This is a genomic window from Vibrio tritonius (assembly GCF_001547935.1).
In the GTDB taxonomy this organism is placed as follows: domain Bacteria; phylum Pseudomonadota; class Gammaproteobacteria; order Enterobacterales; family Vibrionaceae; genus Vibrio; species Vibrio tritonius.
In genome coordinates, this window is the sequence record NZ_AP014636.1 from 286,840 (window position 1) to 302,405 (window position 15,566).

At 43.6% G+C, this 15,566-nt stretch carries 14 protein-coding genes; 8 read left to right on the plus strand and 6 right to left on the minus strand.

The features are described 5' to 3' along the window. Nucleotides 1–22: 22 nt before the first annotated feature. Together JCM16456_RS16460 and JCM16456_RS16465 are read left to right on the plus strand one after the other, a co-directional pair. The gene (locus JCM16456_RS16460; RefSeq protein ID WP_068716521.1) at nucleotides 23–994 is read left to right on the plus strand and encodes an aldo/keto reductase; all 972 of its coding nucleotides are present in this window, start codon (nucleotides 23–25) and stop codon (nucleotides 992–994) included. 187 nt (nucleotides 995–1,181) lie between these two features. Then, entirely contained in the window at nucleotides 1,182–3,143 is a 1,962-nt protein-coding gene (locus JCM16456_RS16465) for a methyl-accepting chemotaxis protein (RefSeq protein ID WP_068716523.1), read from the plus strand. 64 nt (nucleotides 3,144–3,207) lie between these two features. Here the strand turns inward: JCM16456_RS16465 and JCM16456_RS16470 are convergent, their stop codons facing one another. After that, on the minus strand, nucleotides 3,208–3,987 hold the full coding sequence (locus tag JCM16456_RS16470) for a DeoR/GlpR family DNA-binding transcription regulator (protein WP_231894468.1): 780 nt from the start codon (nucleotides 3,985–3,987) through the stop codon (nucleotides 3,208–3,210). Between the two features lie 164 nt (nucleotides 3,988–4,151). Between JCM16456_RS16470 and JCM16456_RS16475 the strand changes: the two genes are divergently transcribed. After that, complete coding sequence (locus JCM16456_RS16475) at nucleotides 4,152–5,126, plus strand: Gfo/Idh/MocA family protein (RefSeq protein WP_068716527.1); 975 nt, start codon at nucleotides 4,152–4,154, stop codon at nucleotides 5,124–5,126. A gap of 77 nt (nucleotides 5,127–5,203) precedes the next feature. On the opposite strand, the gene JCM16456_RS16480 is transcribed toward JCM16456_RS16475, so the two are convergent. Then, a complete protein-coding gene (locus JCM16456_RS16480; protein WP_068716529.1) occupies nucleotides 5,204–5,827 on the minus strand; it encodes a DsbA family protein in 624 nt (207 codons plus the stop codon). A gap of 156 nt (nucleotides 5,828–5,983) precedes the next feature. Here JCM16456_RS16480 and JCM16456_RS16485 point away from each other — a divergent pair, with 156 nt between their 5' ends. Both JCM16456_RS16485 and JCM16456_RS16490 read left to right on the plus strand, forming a co-directional pair. Beyond that, nucleotides 5,984–6,874, plus strand: a complete 891-nt coding sequence (locus JCM16456_RS16485; protein WP_068716531.1) for a LysR family transcriptional regulator — start codon at nucleotides 5,984–5,986, stop codon at nucleotides 6,872–6,874. A gap of 260 nt (nucleotides 6,875–7,134) precedes the next feature. Next, nucleotides 7,135–7,371, plus strand: a complete 237-nt coding sequence (locus JCM16456_RS16490) for a hypothetical protein (RefSeq protein ID WP_068716533.1) — start codon at nucleotides 7,135–7,137, stop codon at nucleotides 7,369–7,371. A gap of 117 nt (nucleotides 7,372–7,488) precedes the next feature. Here JCM16456_RS16490 and JCM16456_RS16495 read toward each other — a convergent pair whose 3' ends face one another. From JCM16456_RS16495 to JCM16456_RS16505, 3 genes are all read right to left on the minus strand, one after another. Continuing rightward, the gene (locus JCM16456_RS16495) at nucleotides 7,489–8,658 is read right to left on the minus strand and encodes an iron-containing alcohol dehydrogenase (protein ID WP_068716535.1); all 1,170 of its coding nucleotides are present in this window, start codon (nucleotides 8,656–8,658) and stop codon (nucleotides 7,489–7,491) included. A 451-nt stretch (nucleotides 8,659–9,109) separates the two neighbouring features. After that, nucleotides 9,110–9,607, minus strand: a complete 498-nt coding sequence (locus tag JCM16456_RS16500; RefSeq protein ID WP_068716537.1) for a (R)-mandelonitrile lyase — start codon at nucleotides 9,605–9,607, stop codon at nucleotides 9,110–9,112. 222 nt (nucleotides 9,608–9,829) lie between these two features. Then, complete coding sequence (locus JCM16456_RS16505) at nucleotides 9,830–10,711, minus strand: DMT family transporter (protein WP_068716539.1); 882 nt, start codon at nucleotides 10,709–10,711, stop codon at nucleotides 9,830–9,832. A 299-nt stretch (nucleotides 10,712–11,010) separates the two neighbouring features. Here JCM16456_RS16505 and JCM16456_RS16510 point away from each other — a divergent pair, with 299 nt between their 5' ends. The 3 genes from JCM16456_RS16510 (at nucleotide 11,011) to JCM16456_RS16520 (ending at nucleotide 14,212) form a co-directional block, all read left to right on the plus strand. Then, nucleotides 11,011–11,790, plus strand: coding sequence for an MBL fold metallo-hydrolase (locus JCM16456_RS16510; RefSeq protein ID WP_068716541.1), 780 nt, complete (start codon nucleotides 11,011–11,013; stop codon nucleotides 11,788–11,790). Nucleotides 11,791–11,850: 60 nt separating this feature from the next. After that, on the plus strand, nucleotides 11,851–12,813 hold the full coding sequence (locus JCM16456_RS16515) for a GlxA family transcriptional regulator (RefSeq protein WP_068716543.1): 963 nt from the start codon (nucleotides 11,851–11,853) through the stop codon (nucleotides 12,811–12,813). Between the two features lie 199 nt (nucleotides 12,814–13,012). Beyond that, on the plus strand, nucleotides 13,013–14,212 hold the full coding sequence (locus JCM16456_RS16520) for an MFS transporter (RefSeq protein ID WP_068716545.1): 1,200 nt from the start codon (nucleotides 13,013–13,015) through the stop codon (nucleotides 14,210–14,212). A 78-nt stretch (nucleotides 14,213–14,290) separates the two neighbouring features. Here the strand turns inward: JCM16456_RS16520 and alr are convergent, their stop codons facing one another. Further along, nucleotides 14,291–15,520 carry an alanine racemase gene (gene alr, locus JCM16456_RS16525; protein ID WP_068716547.1) on the minus strand — a complete coding sequence of 410 codons (1,230 nt, stop codon included), beginning with the start codon at nucleotides 15,518–15,520 and terminating at the stop codon, nucleotides 14,291–14,293. Nucleotides 15,521–15,566 lie beyond the last annotated feature (46 nt).

The window sequence follows — 15,566 nt, forward strand, 5'->3', positions numbered from 1 at the left end:
ACGCAATGGAGAAAGTATCATCATGAAAATGAGAACATTAGGTATCAACGGCCCACAAGTGTCTGGTATGGGGTTAGGCTGTATGCGCATGAGTTTCGCTGATAAGCCAGCCGACAAAAACGAGATGATTAACGTATTGCACCAAGCGGTTGATATGGGGATTACCTTTTTTGATACAGCCGAAGTGTACGGCCCATTTACCAATGAATTGCTACTAGGTGAAGCGTTTGCTGGCCTGGATAAAAACAAACTGTTTATTGCAACTAAATTTGGTTTTGCGCACAGTCCGCAAGGGACAGGTCCTGCACCATCTATGGGGTTTGATAGTCGGCCAGAACAAATCAAGCGTGTGGCTGAAGCGTCATTAAAACGGTTAAATGTGGAGTGCTTAGATCTTTTCTATCAACATCGTGTGGACCCTAACGTGCCAATGGAAGATGTGGCTGGTGCCGTGCAAGATTTGATAAAAGAGGGCAAGGTGAAGCACTTTGGTTTATCAGAAGCGAATGCGGACCAAATTCGCCGTGCCCATGCTGTTCAACCGGTTACTGCGCTGCAAAGTGAATATTCGATTTGGTGGCGTAATATCGAGGAAGATATTTTGCCCACATGCGAAGAGTTAGGTATTGGCGTCGTACCGTACAGCCCTTTGGGACGTGGTTTTTTAACGGGGACTATCGATAAAACAACAACCTATGATAAGAGTGATTTACGTAGTCGTAACCCAAGGTTCACACCTGAAGCGATTGACGCCAATCAAGTGGTTGTTGATTTGCTGGCGCGAATTGGTGAGCATTATCAAGCAACACCAGCCCAAATTGCGCTGGCTTGGTTATTGGCTCAGAAACCGTGGATAGTACCAATTCCGGGGTGTCGCAGTCATGCTCGATTGCAGGAAAACTTCTCTGCACTTGATATTGAATTAAGCACTAGCGATTTACGAGATATAGACGGTGCAATGGCTAATATCCAAGTCATGGGTAACCGTTATTAATCATAACGAGACTTATTACTCACTGAGTGTCATATTCATCTATTTGAGAGTCGTCATACGCGACTCTTTTTTATTGTTCAATATTTTACTTTCGTCTGCACAAAAGTGGTAATTTTACGCTGAGCCTGACGCCCTTGATAAAAACGTCTATAAATAATAGTGATTGTTCTTTGAGGGTATTGCCGTCATGAAAATTCGGACAAAATTGATCCTAACGTTTACGGTGGCTGTTTTAGCACCTGTCGCTATTTTAGCTGCTTATTCAATAAATGAAGTGAGTAATACAGCTATAGAGCAATTTCAAAAATCCAGTGCGAAAGAAATCGTTCAAGTAGACAAAGCATTTAATATATTTTTTGGTGATGCCAAGAAAAACATCGATTATTTGTCGTCAATGCCTATTGCTCAAAATCCCTCAGGGGCCCCCAGTTTTGTCACTCAAGCGGATGTCGACCGCTTTTCAGGTTGGAATAGTGTAACAGGTACGGCTGGAGAGCTTTGGGCGAGTTTTGATCGGTTTGCTAAGGCGCAGAAAAATCTAGCTTATGTTTATACTGGGCGAGAAGACGGCACTTACATTGAATGGCCGGGAAGTGTATTTAAAGCGCCTTTTGATCCTCGGGGAAGGCCTTGGTACCTAAAAGCCAAAGAGGCTGACGGTAAGACAGTGATGACCAATGCGTATTACTGGAAAGGGGATGATGCTACCTATATTGCGATTGCCAAGGCAATGAAAAATGGGCAGAACCAGATTACTGGCGTCATGAGTCTTGATGTATCGGTGAATGAACTTACCGAGATCGTCAAAAATATCACCATTGGTGACAAAGGTTTTATCGTTCTTATCGAAGATAATGAAAATATCTTGGTTGATCCACTTCAGCCTGACAACAATTTTAAGTCAATCACTGCCATTGATACGCCATTCTACAAGTTGCTCGCTTCCCATCCCAACGATCTATTTACGATTAAACGTGGTGATACTGATTACTTTGGGCAGGTGGTGACTTCTAAATATTTGGGTTGGCGGTTCGTTGCTTTGGTACCAAAAGCGGAAGTTTATGCTGCCGCGGTAAAACAAAGTTATGCCACTTTTGCTATCGCCATTCCTTTGGTGATTCTGTTTATCGCGGTGGCTTCTTATGTCGCAAAGGTGCTTACTTCCCAAATCAGCCGAGTGGCAGAGGTGTTGCGCCAAATTTCCCAAGGTCATGGCGATTTAACGGTGAACTTGGATGTATCGACTAATGATGAAGTGGCGGATTTGTCCCTAGCATTCAATGGGTTTGTGTCTAAGTTAAATAGCTTGATTCGTGAGGTGGTGAGTTTAAGCTCCCAATTGAAGAGCATGGCGGATACTGCAGCCAGTAAAGCACATCAGTGGCAGTCTGATTCGGGTAGGCAGCTAGAGAAAGTAACCTTAGTTGCCGAGGCCATTAACGAGATGTCAAAAGCCACTGCTGAAATTGCCTCCAATTCAGAACAAGCTGCGGTTGTGGCTGAGCAGGGCTCGACATCCTGTACTGAGGGTAAAACGGTTGTAGAATCAACCCGTAAGTCCATCGAAACCTTGTCGAAAGAAGTAGAAACGACCAGCAATATCATAGGTAAATTAAATACCAACACCCAACAGATCACGACAATCTTGACCACGATTCAAGGCATTGCTGAGCAAACGAACCTGCTTGCACTTAACGCTGCGATTGAAGCAGCACGGGCAGGTGAGCATGGGCGTGGATTTGCGGTGGTGGCCGATGAAGTTCGTAATTTGTCACAGAAGACGACCTCTTCGACAGAAGAGATCCAACAGATGATTCATGAGCTGCAACAAACCACGCAACAAGCGACATCGGTGATGGAAAACAGTCGAAGCATGACGGGGGATGCTGTAGAACAGGCCAATCTCGCTAGCGACAGTTTGATCAAGTTAGCGGGTTCCATTGATGAGATCAAAGGCACGTCTATTCAAATTGCCACTGCGACGGAAGAACAATCGTTTGTGTGTGATGACATTACTAAAAATACTCAACAAATCAATGAAATAGCTAACCAGTTAACGGAAGAGGCTAAAGGTCAGCTGAGTACGGCAGAAGAGTTTCGGGCCTTGGCGCTCAATATGCACGAATTGGTTGGGAAATTTAAGCTTTAACGACGAGGGGCTACCATTTGGTAGCCCCTTGAGGTTATATCCATTTCAACACTGAATTGACTGCTTAGTGCTGTGCATTGTCACTAAGAACAATCAATTCCACGTCATGTTGTTCAATTTGTTCAAGTAGATTTTGGGGCGGTTTTTTGTCGACGATTAGGCAATCAATATGCTCCCAGCCACAAGATTGATACATTAACTGGGTATTAAACTTAGTTGATGTGCTAATACAGATCACTTGAGTTGATTGTTCTGCCATGGCGAGCTTAAGCCGTGCATCCATCTCGCTATTGGTGGTAATACCCGCATCCGACAGTGCGCTGACGCCAATAAAGGCGCGATTGGTGCGATATTTTCGAATATGCTCAATGGTCATTTCGCCCAAAATAGTATGAGAATAATCATCAAATCCGCCGCCGAGTACGCATTTACGAATTTGCGTTTTGCTGATCAGTTCATTCACACACTCAAGAGAGTTGGTAATCACACTCGATTCCACATTGAGGTAACTGGCCAGCAAGCTATTGGTGGTGCCTGCGTCCAAGAAGACGATGTCATTTTTTTCAATAAGGGACGCGCCATATTCTGCCAGTTGTTGTTTGACTGGATCGGGTTCATTGCGTTGAGAAAAGGAGAGATAGCTTTTGCTTTCATTGAGAATCGCGCCACCACGAATACGTAAGATTCCTGGCTGAGAACCCAGTTTTACTAGGTCGCGGCGTGCTGAATCATAAGAGATATTAAAGTGCTCACAGATAAACTCTAAAGTCACTTTGCCATGATTACGAATGTAGGTTGCTAGTTCAATTAAACGCTCGTCTTGGGTCATCTTATTCTTACTCATCACTTACTTTTGCCGATTATCATAAGGTTTTGTAAGTGATTGTGCACTATTTTTATCTTTATACTGGTTTGTAAGTGGTGTTGATAACTTACATTGACTTATGCCTTAATATGTTGGATATTGGCACTTAACGTATCCGTGAATGTAAGTGAAGGTAAGTTTTTATGCGTATAGGTGTGGTAGGTGCAGGTAACATCGTCAACATGTGTTTGGATGCTTTGGCACAAATCGATGACGTAGTGTGTGAAGCGTTGTGCGTTCGCGAAGCGAGCAAAACCAAAGGACAACAGCTGTGTGATCAATATGCGATTAACAAACTCTATACCGATTACGCAAGCATGTTGACGGATAGCCAGATTGATTTTATCTACATCGGCATTCCTAATAACATGCACTTTGATTACGCCCTGCAGGCATTGAATGCCAATAAGCATGTGGTGTGCGAAAAGCCATTTACCACAACGGCGGAAGAGCTGACTATCTTGATGGATACGGCAAAACAAAAAGACTTGTTTTTGTTTGAAGCGATCACCAATATTCATTCACCGAACGTGAAGTTATTTAGAGAAAAGTTGCCACTGATTGGCGATATTAAATTGGTGCAAGGTAACTATTCACAGCTATCCAGCCGTTATGCCGCTTATTTGCAAGGGGAAGTCCACCCTGCGTTTGACCCGAAAGCATCGGGCGGTGCGTTGTATGATATCAATATCTATAACATCCACTTGGCTTGCTTCATGTTAGGAGCACCCACCTCGATTCAATACACCTTTAACCGCGGTTTCAATGGCATTGATATGTCGGGTGTGGTTGTGATGCAACACGAGAAAGCTATCTCGATGTGCGCTGGCGCGAAAGATTCTGATAGTGAAGGGCGTTTCGTGGTGCAGGGCGATAAAGGATACTTAGCTATCCAAGGTATACCGAATGTGGCGGCATCGTTTGAGCTTGGCTTAAAAGGTCAAGAGGTGCAGACATTTAACTTAAACCATGCAGATAATCATATGGTTTATGAGTTCCAAGACTTTAATCAGATGTTTAAAGAGAACGACTTAGCGCAATGTTATCGTTATCTTGAACACTCTCTGGAAGTGATGAAAGTCTTGCAAGCTGGGCGAGATCAGGTTAATGCCCAATAATCATAGTGGTTGCTGAAACCGCATCTTGAGGTTACTTGGGTATAGAAAGCGGCACCTAATAAGGTGCCGCTTTGTGCTTATTTCACCAGTGAATCCAAAAGCTGATGCCACTGCGCTTGTTTTCCATAGAATTGCTCATGGGGCAATTTAATGAACTGATTGTTGATATTGGCAATTAAGGTCGGGTAACCAGAGACAGACCAGTGTGCCATCAATTCATGGCTATCTATTATTTCTTGCTCAATGTGGTCGGCGCTCTCTTGCATTTTGCGTTGCCACTCTACCTCATTCAGCCCAAAGCGTTGCGCCAGTACAGCGAGGGTTGCTTCATCAGACACCACCAAACCTTCTTGATAATGAGCGTTTTGAATGGCTTTGATCATTTTGTATGCCTCAATGCCCATCGATTGAGCGATCGAGATGGCGCGAATCGGTAAGTAAGAATCCAAAATGAAAGGCTGCTCGCTTTTTAGACGTTCGATGTAGGCTTCACCGAAAGATGCCCCTGTTAAAGCGGCGATGCGGGGATCCGCTTGCAGGACATGCTGCTTAAAGCCCTCGGTGAGCGCTTTTCTTTCGATCATGCCGCCAGGGTGATACACCAAGGTAAATTGTGGATGTTCGGCAATGGCCTGAATCAACGAGGTTGCGCCGTAACACCAGCCACACATAGGGTCATAAAAATAATGGACTTCATTCATCTTGTTCTCTCCTTCAGATCGATACGCTCGCAGTATTGTGTTTTAGGCTTGGGAACCTGTTTTAGGTGCTGCGTTATGTCACTACTATAGAAAATTGATTCGCTCAGATAAATGCATCAATATAGACAATAGTGTTTCTTAAATCGTGCAAATAAGATGGATAGATTAACTGCCGCCAAGGTTTTTGTAGATGTTGCGCATTCTGGTAGCTTTACCGATACCGCAGACCGATTAAATATGTCTCGCCCGATGGTGACGCGCTATGTCGAAGCGCTGGAAAATTGGCTTCAAACGCGCTTATTGCACCGCACCACTAGACGAGTGACGTTAACGACGGCGGGGCAACAGAACCTTGAGAAAATCGAGAATTGGTTGAATGTGGGTGAAGCGCTTACTGATGTGGTTGGTGATGCGACCCTGTTATCAGGGCAGATTAAAGTCTCGACCAGTATGTCGTTTGGTTTTGCCCAGTTGGTGCCAGCAACCAAACATTTTATGCAGTTGCATCCTGAGATTAATATCGAAATATTTGTTGATGATTCCCATAACGATCTGGTTGAGCAGCAGATCGATTTATCCATTCGTATTGCCTCTAATCCAGACAGCTCGCTTATCGGTAAACCGATTGGGGTGTGTCGTTCCTTGCTGGTGGCTTCACCTGAGTATCTCAATCAATCAGCTCCCATTGAAAAACCGACCGATTTGTTGCGGCACTCTTGTTTGGGCTACAAACATTTTGAACGTCATACATGGCATTTAACCAATGGCGAACAGTATGAAGCGATTGAGATAAAACCAAGGTTGTCGGCAAATGAAGCGACGGTGTTAAGGCAAGCCGCCTGTGAAGGGATTGGTATCTCTTTACAGCCTACTTATTTGGTGGAAAACGAGCTGGCGTCGGGGCAATTAGTGCATATTCTTCCTGAGTGGAAACCCAATGACTTACAGATCTATGCGCTTTACTCCTCGCGTAAGCATCTTTCATCCACTACCAGAGCCTTTATTGATTATTTGGCGGACTATTTTCAACAATCGTTAGCTCACTGATCAGCAACAGTTTCGAGAGTGATCGACAGCGAATCATTGGCCTACAACGCTCGTTTTTTCTTATTTTTAATACAGAGGTCAAAACTGACTTATCTCTGTGGTCTTTTCTTATAAAACGGTGATGAGTTAACTAAAAATCATCCAGTTATAGACTATGTTTAACATAGTTTCATAGCTTTTCATTGGACACCAATCAGGTGTTTGTCTGTGAGTACAACGCTTAAAAGCGATTTGATTAGGTTCTCTTGAGAGTGTGTCGTATGAGTAGTTACTTTAACGCACTAAAATCGGGCGTGATCTTCATTCTATGTTTGTACGGTATTCTTTTTGTCGCGGCGGGATTCTTAGCACTAGAAGGTGACGAGAACTTTTACGCTGAATGCAGTCGTATTTTGAATATTGAAATGACTGTGGCCATTTTATTACTTGGTTGTATCGCTTCGGTTATCTCATGGCTTGGCCATGTCTGGTCATACCCAAATAGGCGACGAAAATAGCCTGCTATCCCGTTGATCAGGTTCCTATTTTCAGAAAAGAAAAGCCAGCGAAATCTATCGCTGGCCTATTGTGTTATCGATCCTTTCCTATTCAGGATCTATGCTAAACGTAGAGACTTAAAAGCACGCTTCTAGCACTTGTTGAATCTCTTCGGTGGTGATGGCATGGTAACCGCCACCGAGAATGATGGTAGATTCAGCAATTCTAGGTAGCATCTCTTTGGTTGCACCGAGTTCTTCTAGAGAGGTCACAATGCCACACTCTTTAGTGAAGGCTTCGAGTGCGTCGATACCTGCCAGTGCAATCTCTTCATCCGTTTTACCTTCAGCCGATACACCCCAAACTTGAGTTGCGAAACGGACGAATTTTTCTAGACCAAATTTGTAGATTAGGCGGTAGTAAGGCAGTGAAATTGCCGCTAGACCCATACCGTGTGCACAGTCAGTGTAAGCACCTAGTTGATGTTCAATCATGTGAACTTGCCAGTCTTGTGATTTAGACAGACCAGTTAGCGTGTTCAGTGCTAGGGTTGCGTTCCACATTAGGTTTGAACGAGCTTCGTAATCGTTTGGATCTTTTAGTGCAACACGGAGGTTGTCGATAGACGATTTTAGAAGACTTTCGATCACGTAATCTGTGGTGTTCGCGCCTTTATCCGAGAAGTATTGTTCCATGAGGTGCGACATCGTATCAAATACGCCACTTACCATTTGGTATTGAGATACAGTGAAAGTGTACTCTGGGTTTAGGATAGAGAATTTAGGGTACACGTGCGCAGGAAAAACACGGCCTGCTTTGTATTTGGTCTCTTCGTTAGTGATAACAGAACCCCCGTTCATTTCTGAGCCCGTACCAACCATGGTTAAGATAGACGCTACAGGCACGACTTCGTTATCCACGTCTTTGAATTCACACCAGTATTTTACGAATGGGTCTTGATCTTCACAGTATGCAGAAACCGAAATACCTTTGGCACAGTCAATCACAGAACCGCCACCGACTGCAAGGATAAGGCTTACGTTATGGTCACGTACGATTTGCACGCCTTCACGCATTTTTTCTAGAGTAGGGTTAGGCATCACACCGGATAGCTCAACCACTTTTTTGCCTGCTTGTTCAAGGATAGTAACCACTTTGTCGTAAAGACCGTTGGCTTTGATGGCATTACGGCCGTAAACCAACATCACTGTTTGGCCGTATTTTGGCGCTTCTTCTTTTAGTTTGGCTAGCGAGTCTTTACCAAAGTGAATGGTAGTTGGGTTGTAGTAAGAGAAATCTAATTGCATTGTCACACTCTTCTTGTTTGATGAGTTATCCGCCTTTTGGTGTGATGGTGTAAGCACATCACTAGCGACCTAAGGTGTCGTTATCAAGGCGTTATTATTGGATATATCGGTACTGGAGGTATCCGTTGTTGATGTGGGTATATTACGAACAACTAATGAATTGGTTAATATCCAATCATCCTTATTTATTGCCTAAAATTCCAAAATGATGGTTCTTGGTTTGAACAAAAAGCTGCTGATGGCTTGGTGACTCTACGTAACGGATTGTTTATTTGTCCGTTATTTTGAATTTGTGCTGTGGTTGAAAAAGGTCAACGGACGATATTTTCCAATTAACCAAGGTTTACTCAATGTTGATGGATGAAGGCTAGTAGAAATTTTGGATAAAAAAACAGGCCATACAGGCCTGCGTAATTGCTCATTCCATTGAACCAAATCAGTGGATTTAACATTATTTAGTTTGTAGCGCCGCCTGATACTCTTTATCTGAGACTTTCTCTTTCCAGACGACATTCTTACCTTGATCGTCAGAAGCGGTAACGACAAAGTGAGTCATAGCTGCGTTAGCAGTGGCACCGTGCCAGTGATCGACATCTGGTGGACACCAAACGGCTTCACCAGGATGAAACGCAAGGACTTTACCATCGCGGGTAACGGTCAGTGCGGTTCCTTGGGTCACTATCATATGCTGACCCGCCGGGTGCGAATGCCAAGAGGTTCTTGCACCCTGTTCGAAGGTAACAAAAGCACCTGAATAGTGGGCCACCTCATTGGCAGGAAATGCCATTTTTACATGTACTTTACCAGTGAAATACTCCGCTGGGCCGTCAAACTCACCTTGAGTTTCAGCAGTATAGAGAGATTGTTCTGCAGCCATTACTGCGGGTGTAGCGATGCCAAATAGGGTTGCTATGCCTGCCAGTAGCCATCCATTAAGTCGTCGTTGCATGATGATTCCTTATCGATTGATGAACTAGAACGTATCTCAACGTGTTGACTGCAGTCAGTTAAGACATAACTAGCTTAAGGGGTCATCAGGTAAGTCGTTATCTTGATAATCCACGATTGTTGCCTAATCGACTTAGCTTAGCGTTTGTTGTGTAACAAGATGTGGCAAAAGTGCTAGGTAGCAAAACAATGGCTAGATTCGCCAATGGTTTGCGTAGCAATCCTATTTAGCGGGATCTTGAGCCAACGAAGTTTGCGCGCGAAATAGCCATTTTCGCCATTGGATCGGCATCATTGGAATCACGATAAGCACAATACCGATACAGGTCAGCAGATCAGGCATTTCCGCAAACAAGACAAAGCCCAAAATGGTGGCAAAAACCAATCCAGAATACTCGGCCAGTGCAATGCGGTTTGCTTCGACAGGACGATATGCCATCACGACTAATGCATGATAGCCCAATACCAACAGGTTGATGAGTACGATCCAGCCCACTTTTGTCCAACGTATTGGCTCCCAATGTGGTAAAGCGAGTAGTAAAGAGATGGGTAAGGTCATTAGCCCAGTCCAAAACAGGGTTGATACTAAAGCTTGCTGTGCCGGAAGGCGGCGAATTAACAGGTTACATAAAGCATTAGAGAGGGCACAGCCTAAGCCAGCCACCGCCGCCCATTGAAATTGTTCTGGGCGTAACACAATCAGTACCCCAGCAAAGCCCAGCGACGTTGCCAATATCTGTTTTAGGGTTGGTTGCTCTTTTAGCAGTAAAAAGGTGAGTGGCAACATAAGTAATGGCGCAACATAAAACATTGCGTTAGCCGTTGCCAGTGGTAAGTAAGTGACCGCTATCATGGCACAAGCGCTGCCTAATAGAATGAGCTGAGCTCGAGAAAACGTAATCCAACTTAGTCCTTCTTGACGTTGCTCCTTCGGTAGTTTCCACCAAAAAGGAAACAGTAATCCCGTGCTTATCAGTTGACGGATAAATACGTATTCAAAAATCGGCACTTCACCGTTCAATACTTTTAACGTGACATCAGAAAAGGCGGCCAGAAGGTTAGCCCCAACAAGCAACAGAATTGAACGAGAAACGGCGTTAGACATCAAGATTACTCAACAGGGACAGAAGCGCCATTTTAGCGAATTTGTGTAAATTGAAAAGGTGTTTTAAAAAACAAATTGAGAGAGATGAGGGCGTTCAGAATTCTGTGTCAGGTTCATCTTCCTTTTAGTTTTATGAAATAGAATTAACAAGACCGTCCTCTTAAATAAAAACGTTTATGTTTGTTGGCCCAATGTAATCGAATGTTGTCCTTTTGCCTCATTTTGCCTTTTTGAGTGTCTTTTTATACTTACCTTAATGTTTTCTCGTACTAAGTACGCCACATCTTATTAGGAATATAATGAAAGTTACTCAAGTTAGAAACGCTACACTGTTAGTTGAAATTGCAGATACGACTTTTCTCATCGATCCGATGCTAGCAGAAAAGGAGTCTTGGGACGGTTTTGCTGAAACAGCGCGTTCGCACTTACGCAATCCAATGACGGAACTGCCTCTGCCTATAGATGAGCTGATTAAAGCTGATATTGTTATAGTTACTCATACTCACATGGATCATTGGGACGACGCCGCACAAAAGCAGCTTCCACCCAACAAGCTCATTTTTGCTCAAAGCGAAGAGGATGCGGACGTTATTCGATCCCAAGGATTTACCAACGTTCGAGTTCTACAAGATGAGAATAACTTTATAAATGGACTAACTATTCATAAAGTTGATGGTCAGCATGGTAGTAATGAAGCCTATGCTAATCCCGAGAAGGCTGAAGGGTTAGGTGACGCGTGTGGATTAGTATTCACTATGCATGACGAAAAAACGTTGTATATTGCTGGTGACACGGTATGGGTAAAACCTTATGTCTATACACTAAAAAAATATAAGCCTGACGTTGTTGTGATTAATGCTGGAGACGCACATATCGATGGATATGGCCCTATCATTATGGGGGCTGAAGACACGTTACGTACTTTACAGGTGCTACCAGACACCACCATTGTGGCTTCTCACTTGGAAGCTATCAACCACTGCCTATTGACTCGAAAAGAGCTACGCAGATTTACGCTAGAACATGGTATCGAGAACAAAGTGCTGATCCCTGAAGATGGCGAAGTGCTGAAATTCTAATTAATCTTACAAGGCTAGGAACAACCTAGCCTTTACTTTAAGTGCAATTCGAGGATTTTTATGTCTGTACTTTCTGTGGTTGTGGTTGCAACTCCTGGCGTCAGTTCCTTTCACTTATCAATCCCTTTCCAAGTCTTTGGGCAGCCCATTGATGGCCAGCATTATTTTGATGTTCAAGTATGTGCAGAGGAACCGGGTATTATTCAATCAGAAATGGGGCTATTCCTAGAAGTAGAACACGGATTAGAACTGTTACGACAATCTGACATCATTATCATTCCTTATTGGAATCACCCCGAAGAGAAGCCAAATCAATTAGTTCTGGAAGAAATTAGACGTGCATGGCATAGAGGTGCAGAAATTGTGGGATTATGTCTCGGAGCATATGTTCTTGCCTACGCGGGATTACTCGACAACCATCGGGCTGCAACGCATTGGGAATATGAGATAGATTTCAGGAGCCGATTTCCTAAGGTGCTTCTGGACAACAACTCACTATATACGTCTGATGAACGGTTAATCACCTCCGCTGGTACTGCCGCGGGTATTGATTGTTGTCTATACATCGTTAGATCTCACTGTGGAAGCAGCAAAGCTAATTATTTAGCAAGGCGCATGGTTGTTCCACCATATCGAGAGGGAGGGCAAGCTCAGTTTATTGAGCGGCCTGTTCCAGTGAACACCAGAGACGAAAAAATTAATGACCTTCTAGATTATCTTCGCCGTAACCTTGATAAACCTCATGATCTAGATACCCTCGCAGGGTTTACAAATATGAGTCGGCGTAGTTTTACCCGGCACTTCCATAAGGCTACAGGAATGACTGTCAGTGAATGGATTAATATTCAGCGTCTTCAGTTAAGCCAAGAATTGCTTGAAACGACTAGCATTAGCATTGAAAAAGTCTCAGAGCTAGCGGGATTCCAGTCTCCGGTATCATTTAGACAAAACTTCAAAACACAGTACAACGTTAGCCCAAGTGAGTGGCGACGTGCATTCCGTGGTCCTGAACCACTGTCTTGATATATTTGGTATGAACTAAATGTACGATTGGCCTGATTTCATCGAAAGATGACCAAGGTATGCTCACAACACATCCAAGCATTCCAATATGATTGTAGACAGTAACTGAGTACAAGTAGCTAATCATGAGCGCATCGATGAGATGCGTAAATGATTACTAACGAAAAGCTCTCAGTATTAATTATATTGGAGAAGTAAAATGCAACATATGCATAAACAAGTGCTGATACTTGCAGGCTCGCAAGCATTATTTCAGACAGTAACCATATTGTTAATGACCATTGGAGGTTTGGCAGGTTTGTATCTTGCCCCTAATCCATCACTAGCAACAATCCCTTTAGCTATGGGAAGTTTAGGGACGGCTCTTGTTATGTTTCCAGCCTCAATTTTTATGGGACGAAAAGGAAGAAAAGCTGGATTTTTGTTAGGAACTTTAGCTGGCGTGATCTCTGCAATCATCGCGATGTTATCGATGCAGGCACAGTCTTTCTGGTTATTATGTCTAGCCATGTTTATCTTAGGCGTTTATCAAGCATTTGCTCAATTTTACAGATTCGCCGCCGCTGAAATAGCGTCTGATGAGTTCAGAGCACATGCTGTCTCGCTAGTCATTGCCGGTGGAGTGGTTGCCGCGTTTGCTGGGCCATTTTTAGCAAAGGTAGGTAGTGATTTATTGTCAATTCCATACTCAGGTTCTTTTATTTTAATGGGCGTTGTGTCTCTAATAGGGATGTTTGCGCTATTGGGATTAAATACCCCTACAAAAACTAATAAAGCTAGTAATGACAATAGTGTTGGTCGCCCTTGGACACAAGTTATCACTCAACCCAGTTACTTAGTTGCTTTATTTTCTGCTGCATCCGCATATGGAATTATGGTTCTAGCTATGACGGCTACACCTATCGCTATGACAAATCATGGGTACTCTCTTGCAGATAGTTCAATAATTATACAGCTACATGTGTTAGGAATGTATGTTCCTTCTTTCTTTACAGGTCGCTTAATCTCACGCTTTGGCTCTATAAAAATAATGTTAACTGGAGTTGCCATGCTGTTGGGGTACGCATTGTTTTCTTCTCTTAGCACACAGATAGCATTTTTTGCTTGCTCGCTTATCCTAGTAGGCATTGGATGGAACTTTCTCTATATTGGTGCAACGGATCTATTGGCAAAAACATATAACAGTAAAGAGAAAAGTGTTGCTCAAGCTGTAAATGATATGAGTGTATTTGTTTTTACCTTGGTTTGCTCGGTCGCTGCTGGAACACTGCTCAATTTAGTTGGGTGGCAATCGATGAATAAAATGATTTTGCCTTGGATTATTATCTTAGCGTTACCTCTGTTATGGCTAATCATAAGAAACCACAAGAAAACCGTGGTAGTTGTAGTGGGTAAGTAAAATTAGCTAGTCGTATCTACGGCACAAATAAAAACGGCCTGGTTAAGGCCGTTGTTACAAAAATGAATCGCTAGAGCGTTATTTGATATAAATCCGTGGATTCGAATAACCCCAAATGGTGTAAAGCTCTGGGAAAATCACATCGGAGCTGCTTTCGATATCCGCAGCGATAATGGATTGTCCTTGCGAGTGACCAAAGAGGATCACTTCCATACCCGGTTTAACCCCTTTGATATTCGATACGTCTACCATGGTGGTGTTCATCGAAGCTACGCCAACCACTGGTGCCTTTTTACCGTTAATAATCACTTGTGCTTTATTGCCCATTTTACGTGGGTAACCATCAGAATAACCTACGGGCAAGTTCGCTAACACACTGTCATTTTTGGTGGTAAAAGTACTGTCGTAGCCTACTGTGTGATCTTTCGGTAAATGGTGAATAGACGCAATACGTGTTTTGAAAGAAACAATCGAAGGGTATTCTAAGTTGGTTGGCTGGTCACCATAAAGCGCGCCACCAGGGCGAACCATATCAAGTTGTGCCTCAGGAACATTCAACGAGGTAAATGAGTTGGCAACGTGAAGCGTGATTTCTTCTCGTTTCAAATTGGCCTCTTTCATCAGCCATGCTGAGTGCTCTTTAAATGACACCAATTTTTTACGCACATCGTCGGCTTCATAGGTTGGGAAGTGGGTCATAATGCCAACCACACGAATGTTTTTGTGGCTAGCAATTTGTACCGCTTCTTTTTTGCCTGCGTCGGTACTCATATCAATGCCGTTACGTCCCATGCCGCCATCGTTAAGAGCGATATGGACGCGAATTTCTTTGCCTGATTTTTGCGCTAGCTCTGCGAGAGCGTCGGCTTGTGCTTTACTGCCGATCAGCTCCTCCATATCGAGATGCAAAGCCGCTTTAATTTCGTTGATACTTGCGGAGCGTACACGCATCAACTCGCCTTTAAAACCACTATCGCGCACCATTTGGGCATCGGCATTACTCGCGACACCAACACACGGAATTTGCTGTTCGAGCACAATAGGCATAAGGCCTTGAATGCCATTTCCGTAAGCGTCTGCTTTCATGATGGCGCAAATCTTGGTGTGGTTATTCATCTTTGTTTTGAACTGTTCGATGTTCGAACGGAACTGACCAAGATTGATTTCGAGCCATGAGTTTGCAGATTCAATATCCGTTGCTTGTTTATCCACACCCAACAACGCCATAGGGGCGCTGTGCACTGGCATGATTGGGGCTAAAGTTGCAGCGGCAATGGAAAGGGCAAGTAAGGTTTTTTTAATGCGCATGAAAACTCCAAATAGGGTCGTTTTAGTTGTGCAATCTAGATTGGTA